A 16,014-nucleotide genomic window follows, 5' to 3' on the forward strand; every position below is an offset into this window, starting at 1 on the left:
GCTTATTTATTTCGATTTAAAAAGGCGGTTAATTCTTTGAGACTATACGTATTTAATACCGTTTCTGGTTTAAGCCAGCCTTTAATTCCAGTAGATATTCCAATTTCCATATGCTCTAGCATGTCTAGATTGTGAGCATCTGTATTAATAGCAATTTTAACTCCTGCCTCTTGGGCCTTTTTTATGTGTTCAGCGGCTAAATCTAAACGGTTTGGATTCGCGTTTAGTTCAAGAGCCGTTTTTGTTTCTTTAGCTAATTCAATCAACATATCAATATCTACATCATATCCGTTGCGGCGACCAATCAAACGACCGGTCGGATGAGCGATTAAATCTACATGAACATTGTTTAACGCTTGCTTTAAGCGATTCATAATTTCTTCGCGTGATTGCGAAAAACTAGAGTGAATGGACGCAATAACAAAATCTAGCTCAGCTAGCAGTTCATCATCATAATCAAGTGTTGCATCAGGCAAAATATCCATTTCAATTCCTGCTAGTATTGTAAAATCATCGAACTGTGCGTTTAAACGATTAATTTCTTCACGCTGTTTACGAATGCGTTCAGGCGTTAGACCGTTAGCTACTTTTAAATACTGAGAATGGTCTGTAATCGCCATGTACTCATAGCCTCGTGCGCGACATGCTTCCGCCATTTCTTCAATCGAATACGCCCCGTCGCTCCACGTGGAGTGCATATGCAAATCACCTTTTACGGCACCGTAGGTCACAAGGGTTTGAGGCTTTACAAATGCATCTACTTCCGTTCCATCTTCACGAAGTTCCGGCGGAATAAAAGACAGCCCAAAATGTTCATAGAATGCTTGTTCAGACTCAAAAGTCATAACTTCGCCTGTCTCCGCATTTTCAACGCCATACTCGCTAATTTTTTCACCGCGTTCTTTTGCTAATTGACGCATACGCACATTATGATCTTTTGATCCTGTAAAATGGTGAAGCGTTGTGGCAAACGCTTTATCTTCTACAAGCCGAAAATCCACAGACACATCGTACTCATAGGCTAACGTTACCGATACTTTTGTATCTCCATTTGCAATGATATCCTTCACATTTGGCAGCGATACTAGCTGTTCACGGACAGCATGAGGCTCAGCTGTTGAAATAATAAAATCAAGATCTTTTACGGTTTCCCTCATGCGGCGAATGCTCCCTGCTTGAGAAAAACGCTCAATGCTATGCATCTGTTTAAGGGCTTCTAAAATTTCTTCCGCTATTGGAAGCATAAAAGCAAGAGGCAAACGATCAGGACGCTTCCCAAACTCTTCAATGGCAGCGATAATTTTTTCTTCTGTCTTTTTACCAAAACCGCTTAGTCCCTGCACTCGATTTTCCATACAGGCCTGATGCAGTGATTCCATATCTCGAATATCTAGCTCTTTATATAATTTAGCGATTTTTTTACCTCCAAGCCCCGGCAGCTTAAGCAAAGGAATAAGTCCTTCAGGAACTTCTTGCTTTAGTTCTTCTAATACGCTTGACTCATTTGTTTCCATATACTCTGTAATGACTGCAGCCGTTCCTTTTCCAATCCCTTGGAGCTTGGTAAAATCCTCAATCTCTGTCAGCGTTCTTTCGTCCGTTTCTAGCGCTGCAGCTGCTTTTCGAAAAGCGGAAATTTTAAAAGGGTTATCTCCCTTTAATTCCATATATGTAGCAATTGTTTCTAACAATTTAATAATATCCTTTTTATTCATCTCTTTTCACCAGCCTATTATCATAATAACGAAACTTTCAAAAACATGATGAGTGACATATTTACTCTCTCAAGTTTTCATCTAGACATACTTTTATCCTCATGAAAACCGCAGATCAGACTGCGATAAAAAAAGAGGGTATCTCAAAAGTATTATGACACTTTCGACACACCCTCTCAACAAGCTATTGTAATTTCATTACATTACACCATACTGAGTCCACAAATCTTGAATCGCAGACGATAAGTATGGAGTATTTTGTACGATATTGATTGCAATTGAAGACTGTTGAATTGGCGTTTGAATTTCACTTACAGGAATCACGGCTCCAATGTATAACAAAATAAAAACGATGATATACACTTCAACGAATCCAAGTGCACCTCCGCCCCATTTATTTAACTGGCGCAGAATTGGCAATTCGGTTAAAGCCGTTAAAACAGAGCCTGCAAGGCGAAGTACAATGTGAGTAGCAAAAAATAAAATCGCAAATGCAATCATTCGATAAAAAGCGTCTTCTATTGTTCCAGAATCAAATACAAACGATGCGACACTTTGCTGCTGAATATTGTCCGGAAACGGAATCAGCAAGCGAAGTCGGCTTGCCAAATCTCCACTAAACATATAAGCGACGATAAACGAAACCGCAAAACTGACAATATGAATGAGCTGCAAAATAAATCCTCTTTTAAGACCTGTTACAAAGCCTAGAAGAAGCAATATAATTAAAATGATATTAAGCATTGACTCAGTCATTCCTCTTTTCCATAAAGTTTTTGTTCAAGTCTCTCATAGTCTTCTTTCAGTTTTATATATTCGTGTACAGCATTCACAGCTGTTAATACTGCTAATTTATTGATATCTAAAGAAGGGTTTTTAGTACTGATTTCACGCATTTTTTCATCCACTATAGAGGCGACAAGTCGAATATGGCTTGTACTTTCGCTACCGACGATGCTGTACTGCTGACCAAAGATGTCAACTGTCGCACGTGTTTTATCTTGTCTTGACACGAGAAAATCCTCCGTTCCACGAAAAATCCTAATCCCTATCATACCACGAAGAAGACTTCAATGGAAACATATCTATATTTAAGCTATCATAAGGGATAGTGCTTATAAAGTAAACTAAAATACCCCGAAAGGAGTGAAGCATTATGTCACATGCTGTTATTAAGGTATCAGCTGATAGAATAGCTAAAATGAAGCTTCATTACACATCCTATCTGCAGCCCAAACTGCCGCAGGGAAGTATTTTTTCGGCTAAAACTCCCGGCTGTTCTATCACTGCGTACCGCTCTGGAAAAGTACTTTTTCAAGGAAAAGAAGCTGAAACAGAAGCGTCTAAGTGGGGAGGCTCTTTAGATGCTGCGAAAAAGGCTCCTGTCTCACACCTCCCATCAAACTTCAGCTCACTATCAGTCATCGGTTCTGACGAAGTAGGGACAGGAGATTATTTTGGTCCTATGACCGTAGTTGCTGCCTATGTTCAAAAAGAGCAGCTTCCTTTGTTAAAAGAATTAGGAGTACGAGATTCAAAAGAGTTAACAGATGCTAAAATTATTGAAATTGCCAAGCAGCTTGTTTCTTTTATTCCCTATAGTTTGCTTGTTTTACATAACGAAAAGTATAATGCATTTCAAGAAAAAGGCATGTCACAAGGTAAAATGAAAGCTCTGTTGCACAACAAAGCTTTATCCAACGTGTTAAAAAAATTGGATCCTGAAAAACCCGATGCCATTTTAATTGACCAGTTTGTCGAAAAAAACACCTATTATAAACACGTGGTAAAGGAAAAAGAAATTATCAAAGAAAATGTCTTTTTCAGCACAAAAGGAGAAAGCGTTCATTTATCTGTAGCTGCTGCTTCCATTATTGCCAGATACGCATTTTTAAAACAAATGGATTTGCTGACGGAAAAGACCGGGATGGTTATTCCTCGCGGAGCTGGCGCACAAGTTGATATTGCCGCTGCTAAAATCATTAAGAAACATGGCGTGAATGCGCTGAACTCTTTAGCTAAAATTCATTTTGCTAATACGGAAAAAGCTTTAAAATTAGCTAAAAAATAAGAGATGTGGAAATCCACATCTCTTTTCTTATTCTTATGAACGAAGCGTTGCACCAAATTCTTTTTCTACAGCCTCTAACACTGCACCATGTGCTTTTGCTACTTCTTCATCAGTTAATGTACGTTCAGGATCTAAGTATCGTAAAGAGAAAGCTACAGATTTCTTGCCTTCTTCCATACGCTCGCCTTCATATAGATCAAATACCGTCACGTCTTTTAAAAGTTCTCCGCCCGTCGTATAGATGACGCGCTGAACTTCTCCTGCAAGAACGTTTTTATCTACCACAAGTGCAATATCACGTGTAATAGATGGGAATCTTGGAATAGCTGAATAACGAACTTCTTCGACATCTGCAGCTAATAGCTCTTGAAGGTGTAATTCAAATACGTATGTTTCACGAAGACCATACTGTTTCTGAGCAACAGGATGAACTTGACCTACGTATCCAATTTCTTTTTCATCTAACCATACAGCCGCTGTACGTCCAGGGTGCATACCGTCTTTTTTAACAGGAGCATATGAGATTCGTTTCTCCAAACCAAGCTGTGCAAATAACCCTTCTAGTACACCTTTAATCACATAGAAATCAACGACTTTCTTTTCACCTTGCCAGCCGTGAGCATGCCATAGACCCGTGATTGCACCAGCTACGCGCTCCTGCTCATCCGGTAATTCTCCTTCACCTTTAGATAAGAACACTGAGCCTGTTTCGTATAGCGCAATAGAATCCGACTGGCGAGCATTATTATGCTTCACTGCTTCTAGCAAATGAGGCACTAAGCTTTGACGAAGGATGCTGCGATCTTCACTCATCGGCATTGCTAGACCAATCGTACTTGTTGCATTTAGTGCAAACTGAGTAGCTTTTTCAGCGCTCGTTAGCGAATATGTTGTTGTTTGTGCTAGTCCCGCACCTTCTAAGAAACGGCGAACTTTACGGCGTCCAAGCTGATACTCTGTTAGTCTTCCTGGAGTTGCCACTGTTACAGGAAGCGTTGTAGGAAGGTTGTCATAGCCATACATACGCGCTACTTCCTCGACGATATCTTCTTCAATTGTAATATCGCCTCTACGAGTTGGCACTGTTACAACAATGGTTTCGTCTTCCACTTTGTTTTCAAATTGAAGACGGTTCATAATGTCTTGTACTTCTTCCATTGATAGCTCTGTACCAAGCACATCGTTAATACGGCCAAGTGACACAGCTACAACAGCAGGTTCCACAGTTAGTGTATCTACTTCTACAGTACCGCTTACCACTTCACCTGAAGCGTATTCAGCCATTAATTCTGCTGCGCGGTCAGCAGCTACACGCGTACGGTTAGGATCAATTCCTTTTTCAAAACGAGCGCTTGCCTCACTGCGAAGACCGTGGTCTTTTGAAGCTTGGCGAACCGTTAAGCCTTTGAAGTAAGCTGATTCAATGAGAACATTTACCGTATCGTCTTTTACTTCGGAGTTCGCTCCGCCCATTACACCTGCAAGAGCTACCGGCTCACTGCCGTTTGTAATGACAAGCTGATTGCCTTTTAATACGCGCTCTTGATCATCAAGTGTTACAAACTTTTCGCCTTCTGACGCGTGACGTACAACAATTTCTTTTGAACCAAGACGATCATAGTCAAAAGCATGCAGCGGCTGGCCGTATTCAAGCAAAATATAGTTGGTAATATCAACAACGTTGTTATGAGGTCGAATACCAGCTGCCATTAAACGCGTTTGCATCCATAATGGTGACGGAGCAATTTTTACGTTTTTCACAACGCGCGCTACGTAAAGCGGATTGTCTTCTTTTGCCTCTACTTTAACGGAAATATAATCAGCTGCTTGCTCATCAGACGTTTGCACGTTTACTGACGGATACTTCACTTCACGACGTAAAATAGCAGCCACTTCATGTGCTACGCCTAACATACTTAAGCAGTCTGAACGGTTTGGTGTTAGCCCTAGTTCTAATACTTCATCGTTTAAGTTTAATGCATCTAGTGCATCCGCTCCTACTTCAGCATCGCTTGGGAACACGAAGATGCCTTCTTGATAATCTTTTGCCACAAGCTTGCTTTCAATGCCAAGCTCTTGAAGAGAACAAATCATACCGTTCGATTCTTCACCGCGAAGCTTAGCACGCTTGATTTTAAAGTTACCTGGAAGTACAGCTCCCACTTTTGCAACCGCTACTTTTTGACCTTGTGCCACGTTTGGTGCTCCGCACACGATTTGAACGATTTCTCCTCCGCCAAGATCTACTTGACAGCGGCTTAATTTATCAGCATTTGGATGCTGTTCACGTTCTACAACGTGACCAATTACCACTCCGCTGATGCCTTTATTTAAGTTTTCTACACCTTCAACTTCAATTCCACTTTTTGTGATTTTATCTGCTAACTCTTCTGCCGTTACGCCTGATAAGTCAACATACTCTTGTAACCAACGATAAGATACAAACATCGTAGCCCCTCCTTTATACTTGTTTAAATTGATCTAAGAAACGAACATCATTTGTATAGAAATGACGAATATCATCCACGCCGTGTTTTAACATAGCAATACGCTCTACACCGATTCCAAAAGCAAAACCACGATATTTAGTTGAATCGTATCCAGCCATTTCAAGGACATTTGGATGAACCATGCCAGCTCCTAAAATTTCAATCCAGCCTGTTTGTTTACATACATTACAGCCTTTACCTCCACATTTTGCACACGATACGTCTACTTCTACAGACGGCTCAGTGAACGGGAAGAAACTTGGACGAAGACGAATTTCACGGTCTGCACCGAACATCTTTTTCACAAATACTTCAAGCGTGCCTTTTAAATCGCTCATACGAATGTTTTCGTCTACTACAAGACCTTCAATTTGCATGAATTGATGAGAATGCGTAGCATCATCGTCATCGCGGCGGTACACTTTACCCGGGCAAATAATTTTAACAGGTCCTTTGCCTTCATTCTTGTTCATAACACGAGCTTGAACAGTTGATGTATGCGTGCGAAGAAGCGTTTCTTCCGTAATATAAAACGTATCTTGCATATCACGTGCTGGGTGACCTTTTGGCAAGTTCAGCGCTTCGAAATTATAGTAGTCCTGCTCTACTTCCGGTCCTTCTGCTACTTCATAGCCCATTCCTAAGAATAAATCTTCTACTTCTTCAACCACGCTTGTTAGCGGGTGATGCGTACCTGCTTTAACAGGGCGTCCTGGAAGCGTTACGTCGATTGTTTCTGAAGCAAGTTTACGCTCTACCTCAGCTGCTTCTAACGCCGTTTGTTTTTCTTCAATTTTAGATGCAATAGCTTCACGCACTTCATTTGCAAGTGCTCCCATTACAGGACGCTCTTCAGCTGAAAGTTTTCCCATACCGCGAAGCACTTCTGTGATAGGGCCTTTCTTTCCTAAATAAGCTACGCGTACGTCGTTTAATTCTTTTAAAGCACTTGCTGCTTCGACTTTTGCAATTGCTTCTTGTTGAAGTTCTTGTAAACGTTCTTTCATCACTTATTCCTCCTTTTAACGTAAAAAATGACAAATAAAAAAACCTCCTCCCAAAAAAGGGACGAGGATTAGTCGCGTTACCACCCTTGTTAACTATATACACAGACGTATACAGTTCACTTCATTCAAGTTAACGGAATCTCCGGAACACCTTTACATCTATGTAAGATGGTCTAAGTGTCAACTCAAGAGGTGAATTCACTTATTACATTTATAAAAATGCTTTCAGTCGCGGCATTTTCTCCCTGCATAAACGGACATAAGCTACTGCTCTCTTTCATCGTTTTTTACATATGTAACTATTGTATTATTATAGTGAAAACACGTTCTCGATGCAACTACATTCCGCGTAAATAATAAAGTAAGATTCCAGAAGCGATGGCAACATTTAGCGACTCGCTCTTTCCATAGATGGGAAGGTACAGATTCTGATCCGTTTGTTCCAGCACTTTCTCGCTTACGCCGTTTCCTTCATTTCCCACAATCAGCGCAAATTCGTTTGAAGGTTTTACGCATGAGTAGACCTTTCCATTTTGTAGAGACGTGCCGTAAACTGCTATTCCTCTTTCTTTTAACAGTGAAATCATTTCGAGTAAATCGCTTTTTACAATTGGAAGATGAAAAATAGCTCCTTGCGTTGAACGAACGACTTTTGGGTTGTACACATCCACGCTGCCCTCTCCAACGATAATAGCGTCCACTCCGGCAGCATCAGCGGTTCGAATAATCGTACCTAGGTTACCTGGATCTTGCACCGCATCTAAAAGCAATACTTTCTGTGCTGTATGAATGATTTCTGCATGCTTCGTTTGAAAACACACAGCGATAATTCCTTGAGGTGTTTCGGTGTCAGATAATAATTTGATTATTGCTTCGTTGACAACGGTTATTTCAATACCGTCTATGTTCCACTGTGCTGGCACTTCGATCGATTCGCGTATAATTAGTTCCTTTACGCAATCCTTATTTTTGATAGCTTCTTCGACTAAATGAAAGCCTTCTACCATAAAAAGGCCCTGCTTATCACGGTCTTTTTTATTATGCAGCTTTTTCCACGCTTTTACCTGCGGATTTTTAACTGAATCAATTTGTTTCACAAACATAACTCCTTTATCTATATAAAAATAAATAGTTCGATTACATTTTGCTCAATAATCATTAGATAAGTTTCACTTTATTGTACATAGAAATCGCAAAGAAAACAAAAACTATTGGTAACTTTACGATAGCTGAGGTGAAAATGATGGATCTTAATTTACGAAATGCTGTTATTGCAAACGTTTCAGGAAACTCAAAAGAAGAGCTTGAAGCTACAATTTCTGACGCTATTCAAAGCGGCGAGGAAAAAATGCTCCCTGGACTTGGTGTTTTATTTGAGGTGCTTTGGGAAAAGTCTCCAGAATCAGAAAAAGAAGAAATTCTGACAACGCTTGAAAACGGTTTAAAATAAATAGCCTTGTCCTATGTACAGCAAAAAGCTCATTCTCCTAGGAGAATGAGCTTTTTTTAATTATACGTAATTGCGTTTACCGTATTTCGGTCTAAGCGTTTAATTACTTCCGCAATTAATTTAACTGCATTTTCATAATCATCACGATGAAGCATCGCTGCATGAGAATGGATATAACGAGTTGCGATCGTAATTGAAAGTGCTGGCACCCCGTTAGCTGAAATATGGATAGAACCTGAGTCCGTACCGCCTCCAGCGATTGCATCAAATTGATATGGAATATTTAATTCATCTGCCACATCTACCACTGTATCTCGAAGTCCTTTATGAGAAACCATGGAAGCATCATATAAAATGATTTGCGGACCCTCTCCCATTTTAGAAGATGCTTCTTTATCAGAAACACCAGGTGTATCTCCAGCGATGCCGACATCAACAGCAAATGCAATATCCGGTTCAATAAAGTTAGCGGATGTTTTTGCACCTCGAAGTCCAACTTCTTCTTGCACCGTTCCTACACCATACACAACATTTTCATGTGTTTCATTTTTTAAAGCTTTTAATACATCGATAGCGATTGCACAGCCGATACGGTTATCCCAGGCTTTCGCTAGCAGCATCTTTTCGTTGTTCATAACCGTAAATTCGAAATAAGGCACAACCTGATCACCAGGTTTCACTCCCCACTCCGCTACTTCTTCTCTGCTAGAGGCACCAATATCGATGAACATATCTTTAATGTCAACTGGCTTTTTACGAACTTCTGGAGGCAGGATATGAGGAGGCTTTGAGCCAATAATCCCCGTTACCTCTCCTTTAGATGTAACGATGGTTACGCGTTGAGCAAGCATCACTTGAGACCACCATCCGCCTACCGTTTGAAAACGAATAAAGCCGCGTTCATCAATTTGAGTCACCATAAAGCCTACTTCATCTAAGTGACCGGCTACCATAATTTTAGGCCCTTGTTCGTTGCCCACTTTTTTTGCAATCAAACTGCCTAGCCCATCCGTCGTTACTTCATCTGCATAAGGTGCAATATATTTCTTCATAACCTCACGCGGTTCACGCTCATTGCCAGGAATTCCTTTTGCATCTGTTAGTGCTTTAAGCATCGTCAATGTTTCATCTAACTTTGTCATATGGATTACCCCTTTCATATGTATACCTCTATTATAGCTAAAAAGAGGTTGAAGTAAAATTTCCCATCCCTTTATTTCTAGTATCCTTGTTCTTGGCGTTTAAAATTCACTTCATTTTTTGAGATGTACGCCTTTTCAATATGTTCAGCGGAAAAACCAAACATATCGCCAAGCGTCATGTAAGATACAAACATGTCCACATAGTTTTCTTTCGACTGATCCTGCTCGAAAGCAGCAACTTGTGCAAATACCTGTAAAAATTGTGCTGTTTTTGAATCACTTGCTTTTGCATCTGGTAACTCAGTTAAATCATCGTATCCTTTTTCAATCCCTAAAGAAAGGATAAAATGTACACCGTCCACAAATTCTTCTAAAATAACAGCGTCTTCAGCCGGAGGTTTGACGCTCCAAAATTTGAAGCAGCGCGTTTCGTTTGCCAGCTCTCCCATTTCGACAAGCAGTGCTAAAAGCTTTCTCGGAATCAAATCTTCCTTATGAAGCTCATGCTTATCCTCTATATGCTGATCCAGCTGGCGCTGCATGGTAAATAGCTGTTGTAAATTCAATGTAATCACTCCTGTAATTATGTATATCTTCTTCTTTTTAAACCAATAAAGAAATTATATCAAAAATCATGAAACTTTTTAGAAACTCGAACGTAAAGTAAGAAAACTGTGCCTTGTAAAGGAGGGAGCGTTATGTTTGTTATTGTTATCGTTCGCGTGTTCATTTTCGCGCTTGTTGCTTACACACTATTAAAGCTGGTTCAGCATTTTCGCAGTCCAAAGCGGAAGCTTGTAGCAGCTCAGGAACATCAGCAATTTTTTGTCGTTGACGAAAAAACGAATATCCGCAAAAATTTTCTACTAACGTATAAAGGTATTTTATTTGAAGGAGAAAAATACAGCAATCCCAATGAACCAGAATCTTTGTCAATTACAATGGTGTTAACAGATCCATCTCGATTACATGAACTGCAAAAGCAAGATTTCAAGCTACTGGAAAGCCACGTACACGACATGTATCCAAATGCTCCTATTCGCTGGAAAAGCCCCGTTCGAGAATTTTTACACTGAGCACAACATCATTTGTGCTCAGCTGATAACAAAAAAGAAAAGTAAATCAAGAGCAGCAAGAATAGGAAAACCTACTGTAAACGATGTGTGCTTCGTTTTATGACGATAGCAATACATACCAATTAGTCCTCCAAGAGCTCCTCCGATAGCAGCTACCGTCCACAGTGTGCTTTCGGCAATTCTCCACTCATGTCTTTTCGCTTTTTGTTTATCTCTATACATCATTCCTACCCCTACTATATTAATAACAATAAAATAGGTAAGCAGCAGTTCATTCATGATATGTCCTCCGATAGCAAAAAAGCCTCATCATCTAAAGATGACGAGACTTTATATTCATTACTTATCTAAGCCTTTTTTAGCAGCAGTTGCTAATTCAGCAAATGCTTTTTCATCAGCTACAGCTAAGTCAGCAAGCATTTTGCGGTTAACTTCAATACCTGCTAATTTTAAACCGTGCATTAAACGGCTGTAAGAAAGACCGTTCATACGAGCAGCTGCATTAATACGTGTGATCCATAATTTACGGAAGTCACGTTTTTTCTGACGACGGTCACGATAAGCATACATGTGAGATTTCATAACTTGCTGATTAGCAACTTTATATAATCTATGCTTCGAACCGAAGAAACCTTTAGCTAATTTTAAAACTTTTTTACGACGTTTGCGTGTTACTGTACCGCCTTTTACGCGTGGCATAATTGTTTACCTCCTGTATTGTTTCTATCTCAACCCAAATTACTTAATGTTATCTAATAAGTGACGGATACGTTTGAAGTCACCTTTGCTTACTAAAGAACCTTTACGTAATTTACGCTTTTGTTTTGTAGATTTGTTAGCGAATAAATGGCTTGTGTAAGCACGAGCACGTTTTAATTTACCGCTTCCAGTCTTTTTGAAACGCTTTGCAGCGCCACGATGTGTTTTCATTTTTGGCATGGGGTGTTCCTCCTCGTTCTATTACTTTTCGTTTTTAGGTGCCAAGACTAAGAACATGCTGCGGCCTTCCATTTTAGGAGCCGATTCAACTGAACTTACATCTTCGCAAGCTTGTGAAAAACGTTCAAGTACTTTTTGGCCAATCCCTTTATGAGTAATGGCACGACCTTTAAAGCGAATAGACGCTTTCACTTTGTCACCTTTTTCAAGGAACTTGCGTGCGTTACGAAGTTTAGTGTTAAAATCATGTTCATCAATTGTTGGACTTAAACGAACTTCTTTTAAGTTTACAACTTTTTGGTTTTTACGAGCTTCTCTTTCTTTACGTTGTTGCTCATAGCGGAATTTACCGTAGTCCATAATACGACATACCGGCGGTTTCGCATTTGCAGCAACCATTACTAAGTCAAGATTTACTCGTGAAGCAATTTCTAATGCTTCATTTTTTGATTTAATTCCTAATTGTTCACCGTTTTGATCAATTAGACGAACTTCGCGAGCTCGAATGCCCTCGTTTACCATCATGTCCTTGCTAATAAGTAGCCACCTCCAAGGTTTAATGAGCGAATACGCTTGCTTAGACCGATTATTAACTCACACAAAAAAGTGTGAGTACATACTGCACCCACACTTCTATCGTTTTAATTAAGATACGATGTACCTGCTAACTGCTTTATGCGTCACTCAGGTGAGAAGCGGGTGCTTCTTCTTCTGTATAAACAAGTATTCAATTACTTAAGCTATTATAGTATCAACAAAGACAAAAGTCAATGATTTCGTTCTTTTTTCACAACAAAAATTATTGTATCAAAGGAAAAACATTTATGCAACAGTTTTTTATAAATGTTAGATAAAAAAGCAGAGAATTTCAATTCTCTGCTTTTTTCATTAGCGAGATGCTTCTGCTTTTACATTTTGTAAAAAGGCTTGGAAGTCCACTGTTTCTGAATTCTGCTCACCGTATTTACGTACGTTTACTGCTTTATCTTCTACTTCTTTATCCCCTACAACAAGCATATAAGGAATTTTTTGCATTTGAGCCTCACGGATTTTATAGCCGATTTTCTCATCGCGAGAATCAAGTTCCACACGAATACCCGCCAGCTGCAGCTGTTCTTGCACTTCTTTTGCATACTCAAGGTGAACGGTAGGTGATACCGGAATCACTTGAACTTGTACAGGTGCTAACCACGTTGGGAAAGCTCCTTTGTATTCTTCGATTAAGAAAGCTACAAAACGTTCCATTGTTGACACCACGCCGCGGTGAATAACAACCGGTCGATGTTGTTTCCCGTCTTCTCCTACATACGTTAAATCAAATCGTTCAGGAAGTAAGAAATCCAATTGAACCGTAGATAGCGTCTCTTCTTTACCAAGAGCTGTTTTAACTTGAACATCTAGTTTTGGACCGTAGAATGCCGCTTCGCCTTCAGCTTCATAATAATCAAGGTCAAGCTCATCCATTGCGTCTTTTAACATGCTTTGTGCTTTTTCCCACATTGCATCATCATCAAAGTATTTTTCTGTATCTGCAGGGTCACGGTAAGATAGACGGAATGAATAATTTTCAAATCCAAAATCTTTATAAACCGCTTCAACTAAGCGAACTACACGAATAAATTCTTCTTTGATTTGGTCGGGACGTACGAAGATATGCGCATCATTTAGCGTCATGCCTCGAACACGCTGAAGTCCTGATAATGCTCCTGACATTTCGTAGCGGTGCATCGTTCCAAGCTCAGCAATACGGATTGGAAGCTCACGATAGCTGTGAATACCTTGTTTGTAAACCATCATGTGATGAGGACAGTTCATCGGACGAAGAACCAGGTCTTCGTTATCCATTTCCATTGCAGGGAACATGTCATCTTGGTAGTGCTCCCAGTGACCAGACGTTTTGTAAAGTTCTACACTTCCGAGCACTGGAGTGTAAACGTGCTGATAACCAAGGCTTACTTCTTTATCTACGATATAACGCTCGATAATACGGCGGATCGTCGCACCTTTTGGAAGCCATAAAGGCAGACCTTGTCCTACTTTTTGAGAATTTGTAAATAAGTTTAGCTCTTTACCAAGTTTACGGTGATCACGTTCTTTTGCTTCTTCAAGAAGACGAAGATGCTCGTCTAAATCTGCTTTTGTAAAGAATGCTGTACCGTAAATACGCTGCAGCATTTGATTATCGCTGTCTCCGCGCCAATAAGCACCCGCCACGCTTAATAGTTTAAATTCTTTAATTTTGCCTGTTGACGGCACGTGCACGCCTCGGCAAAGGTCAAAGAATTCGCCTTGTTGGTAAATCGTAACCTTTTCACCTGCTGGAATCGCATCGATCAATTCAAGCTTCAGTTCATCGCCAACTTCTTTAAAAAGTTGAATGGCTTCTTCACGAGAAACTTCTTTTCGTTCAATTTCAATATTTGAATTAACGATTTTTTTCATTTCTTTTTCAATTTTACCTAAATCTTCAGGAGTAATTGATTCTTCCATATCGATGTCATAGTAAAAACCGTTTTCGATAACCGGCCCTACACCTAGCTGTACTTTTGTATCTTTGTATAAACGTTTGATTGCTTGAGCCATTAAATGCGCTGTACTGTGACGCATAATTTCAAGCGCTTCAGGAGCATCTTGTGTAATGATTTCAAGACTGCCATCTTCTTCGATTGGCGTACGTAAATCCAGCAGCTCGCCGTTTACTTTGCCTGCTAATGCTTTTTTCTTTAATCCCGGGCTAATAGAAACCGCAATATCTTCTGTTGATGATCCTTTTGGATACTCTTTAACAGCTCCATCAGGGAATGTCATTTTGATTACTTCTGACACAACTTTCCACTCCTTTAACATAACTGAATAAACTTTTTGTAAAAACAAAAAACTCGTCCCTTATCAAAAGGGACGAGTTGTGTATACACGCGGTACCACCCTTGTTTCCTCTTCGTATCTTGGATAACCCAAAGAACCCGAAGCGGCTCGAGGTTTTATAACGGAAATTCCGTCAGTAATTACTAGAGGCTCTGCTCGTTTACTACTGAAGTTTAGAGGTGGTAAGAATATATTCCGTGTTAGGAGATTTTCAGCCTGGATCTCCCTCTCTACAAACCGTAAATATACACTCATGTCCTCATCATAACTTGTAACATATAGCTGTTTTTCAATATGCATTTATTATATTCATTTTCAAAATAGAAATCAACCTTTCACGTTATATTTTGCTTTTGATCAAACGGAAATTCATTTTTTTCGTATAACATAACTTTTTCTTGGAAGATATTTTGAATGGTATAAACAAAATCATGATCATGCTGGTCGCTATACAGATGAATAGCAGCTGGAGATAAACTTAGCAAAGGCGCGATAATAGTTGAGTCTATGTATAATGATTCTTGTTCAGATAAAAAGGCCTCTGCTAGAGCTGCACATTCACGTTCAGGAACATATCTACTGTTGTGGTCGTACAGTACAAACTTGTTTTTGTTCAAGTGCATTACATATACGTTACCTGTAGATGACTGTCTTTCATTAGCTGCTTGACGCAGCTGATGAATAAGAATTTGATAGTCTTGTTCAAGCTTATATTCATCAATCGCCAGCTCGGCATAATAGCGCAGCCGCTCTTGATATTCTTTTAAACGGAATTGGAGAAAAGACTCAAAGGTGAATGTTACATTATGAATGAAGAAGTCTTGAAGAGCCTGGCGGATAAGTAATTCTCTTGGAAGAGAAAATGTTTTTTGCGGAATTTCGCCTCTCTCTCCTTCCATAATCCCCCCCATAATTTGAAGCAGCAAATCTTGCTCTTCCTCTTCTGAATAGAAAAATTGTTCTTTTAATATGTTTACCATCATCTTTTTTTCTTTCTTTTTTAAAATTACGTGGGTTAATACCGGTATCACCATGTCTTGTAAAATGGCCTCTCTATTGTATGTCTCATCAATGACTAAAAGCTGATTATTCACCAGCTTCAAGCACTGTGAACCATATGATAAAGCGCTTCGCTTCGCGCATAAAGACTCATATACAACGACTGCGTCTTCTACATATTTAAAGAATATTTTCATTCCTCATAGCCCCCCTTTGGACACGCTTTATTAATGTATATGGGGCAACATGCAAAAAAATGAG

The 16,014-nt window shown here is 39.6% G+C and carries 17 protein-coding genes and 3 other annotated features; of the genes, 3 read left to right on the forward strand and 14 right to left on the reverse strand.

Annotated features, from left to right (window positions below; translation table 11 throughout):
* Window positions 1-2 precede the first annotated feature (2 nt).
* The 3 genes from polX to zapA all read right to left on the reverse strand — a co-directional run bounded on the left by polX (window position 3) and on the right by zapA (window position 2,728).
* Complete coding sequence (gene polX / locus ACFX4R_RS15440) at window positions 3-1,715, reverse strand: DNA polymerase/3'-5' exonuclease PolX (RefSeq protein ID WP_377569904.1); 1,713 nt, start codon at window positions 1,713-1,715, stop codon at window positions 3-5.
* 198 nt (window positions 1,716-1,913) lie between these two features.
* On the reverse strand, window positions 1,914-2,471 hold the full coding sequence (locus tag ACFX4R_RS15445) for a CvpA family protein (protein ID WP_014458067.1): 558 nt from the start codon (window positions 2,469-2,471) through the stop codon (window positions 1,914-1,916).
* Entirely contained in the window at window positions 2,468-2,728 is a 261-nt protein-coding gene (gene zapA, locus ACFX4R_RS15450) for a cell division protein ZapA (protein WP_013059415.1), read from the reverse strand. The genes ACFX4R_RS15445 and zapA overlap by 4 nt, the downstream gene beginning before the upstream one ends.
* Before the next feature lie 143 nt (window positions 2,729-2,871).
* Here zapA and rnhC point away from each other — a divergent pair, with 143 nt between their 5' ends.
* The gene (gene rnhC / locus ACFX4R_RS15455) at window positions 2,872-3,786 is read left to right on the forward strand and encodes a ribonuclease HIII (protein ID WP_377569906.1); all 915 of its coding nucleotides are present in this window, start codon (window positions 2,872-2,874) and stop codon (window positions 3,784-3,786) included.
* 33 nt (window positions 3,787-3,819) lie between these two features.
* Here rnhC and pheT read toward each other — a convergent pair whose 3' ends face one another.
* The 3 genes from pheT to ACFX4R_RS15470 form a co-directional block, all read right to left on the reverse strand.
* Window positions 3,820-6,234, reverse strand: coding sequence for a phenylalanine--tRNA ligase subunit beta (gene pheT, locus ACFX4R_RS15460; RefSeq protein ID WP_162215016.1), 2,415 nt, complete (start codon window positions 6,232-6,234; stop codon window positions 3,820-3,822).
* Between the two features lie 13 nt (window positions 6,235-6,247).
* Window positions 6,248-7,282 carry a phenylalanine--tRNA ligase subunit alpha gene (gene pheS, locus ACFX4R_RS15465; protein ID WP_014458064.1) on the reverse strand — a complete coding sequence of 345 codons (1,035 nt, stop codon included), beginning with the start codon at window positions 7,280-7,282 and terminating at the stop codon, window positions 6,248-6,250.
* 54 nt (window positions 7,283-7,336) lie between these two features.
* Window positions 7,337-7,572, reverse strand: a binding site (T-box leader).
* A 48-nt stretch (window positions 7,573-7,620) separates the two neighbouring features.
* Window positions 7,621-8,385 carry a TrmH family RNA methyltransferase gene (locus ACFX4R_RS15470; RefSeq protein WP_198530619.1) on the reverse strand — a complete coding sequence of 255 codons (765 nt, stop codon included), beginning with the start codon at window positions 8,383-8,385 and terminating at the stop codon, window positions 7,621-7,623.
* A 140-nt stretch (window positions 8,386-8,525) separates the two neighbouring features.
* On the opposite strand from ACFX4R_RS15470, the gene sspI reads away from it, so the two are divergent.
* The gene (gene sspI, locus ACFX4R_RS15475; RefSeq protein ID WP_013059420.1) at window positions 8,526-8,732 is read left to right on the forward strand and encodes a small acid-soluble spore protein SspI; all 207 of its coding nucleotides are present in this window, start codon (window positions 8,526-8,528) and stop codon (window positions 8,730-8,732) included.
* Window positions 8,733-8,788: 56 nt separating this feature from the next.
* Here the strand turns inward: sspI and ACFX4R_RS15480 are convergent, their stop codons facing one another.
* Complete coding sequence (locus ACFX4R_RS15480) at window positions 8,789-9,874, reverse strand: M42 family metallopeptidase (RefSeq protein WP_016765694.1); 1,086 nt, start codon at window positions 9,872-9,874, stop codon at window positions 8,789-8,791.
* Between the two features lie 77 nt (window positions 9,875-9,951).
* A complete protein-coding gene (locus ACFX4R_RS15485; RefSeq protein WP_016765695.1) occupies window positions 9,952-10,440 on the reverse strand; it encodes a dUTP diphosphatase in 489 nt (162 codons plus the stop codon).
* A 132-nt stretch (window positions 10,441-10,572) separates the two neighbouring features.
* On the opposite strand from ACFX4R_RS15485, the gene ACFX4R_RS15490 reads away from it, so the two are divergent.
* Window positions 10,573-10,950, forward strand: coding sequence for a hypothetical protein (locus ACFX4R_RS15490; RefSeq protein ID WP_016765696.1), 378 nt, complete (start codon window positions 10,573-10,575; stop codon window positions 10,948-10,950).
* 18 nt (window positions 10,951-10,968) lie between these two features.
* On the opposite strand, the gene ACFX4R_RS15495 is transcribed toward ACFX4R_RS15490, so the two are convergent.
* The 6 genes from ACFX4R_RS15495 to ytxC form a co-directional block, all read right to left on the reverse strand.
* A complete protein-coding gene (locus ACFX4R_RS15495) occupies window positions 10,969-11,229 on the reverse strand; it encodes a DUF1294 domain-containing protein (protein WP_013059424.1) in 261 nt (86 codons plus the stop codon).
* A gap of 60 nt (window positions 11,230-11,289) precedes the next feature.
* Window positions 11,290-11,649: a 50S ribosomal protein L20 gene (rplT, locus tag ACFX4R_RS15500; RefSeq protein ID WP_013059425.1), complete on the reverse strand. Its 360-nt coding sequence runs from the start codon at window positions 11,647-11,649 to the stop codon at window positions 11,290-11,292.
* Window positions 11,650-11,688: 39 nt separating this feature from the next.
* Complete coding sequence (gene rpmI / locus ACFX4R_RS15505; protein WP_013059426.1) at window positions 11,689-11,889, reverse strand: 50S ribosomal protein L35; 201 nt, start codon at window positions 11,887-11,889, stop codon at window positions 11,689-11,691.
* Between the two features lie 21 nt (window positions 11,890-11,910).
* Window positions 11,911-12,414 (reverse strand): translation initiation factor IF-3, encoded by a 504-nt coding sequence (gene infC / locus ACFX4R_RS15510; RefSeq protein ID WP_013059427.1) that lies wholly within the window; start codon window positions 12,412-12,414, stop codon window positions 11,911-11,913.
* Window positions 12,415-12,483: 69 nt separating this feature from the next.
* Window positions 12,484-12,606, reverse strand: a sequence feature (ribosomal protein L20 leader region).
* A 171-nt stretch (window positions 12,607-12,777) separates the two neighbouring features.
* A complete protein-coding gene (gene thrS, locus ACFX4R_RS15515; RefSeq protein ID WP_377569940.1) occupies window positions 12,778-14,736 on the reverse strand; it encodes a threonine--tRNA ligase in 1,959 nt (652 codons plus the stop codon).
* Between the two features lie 44 nt (window positions 14,737-14,780).
* Window positions 14,781-15,029 (reverse strand) — a binding site (T-box leader).
* Window positions 15,030-15,089: 60 nt separating this feature from the next.
* Complete coding sequence (ytxC, locus tag ACFX4R_RS15520) at window positions 15,090-15,950, reverse strand: sporulation protein YtxC (protein WP_016765699.1); 861 nt, start codon at window positions 15,948-15,950, stop codon at window positions 15,090-15,092.
* Window positions 15,951-16,014: the final 64 nt, after the last annotated feature.

This window comes from Priestia sp. YIM B13490, from assembly GCF_042787735.1.
GTDB lineage: Bacteria > Bacillota > Bacilli > Bacillales > Bacillaceae_H > Priestia > Priestia megaterium.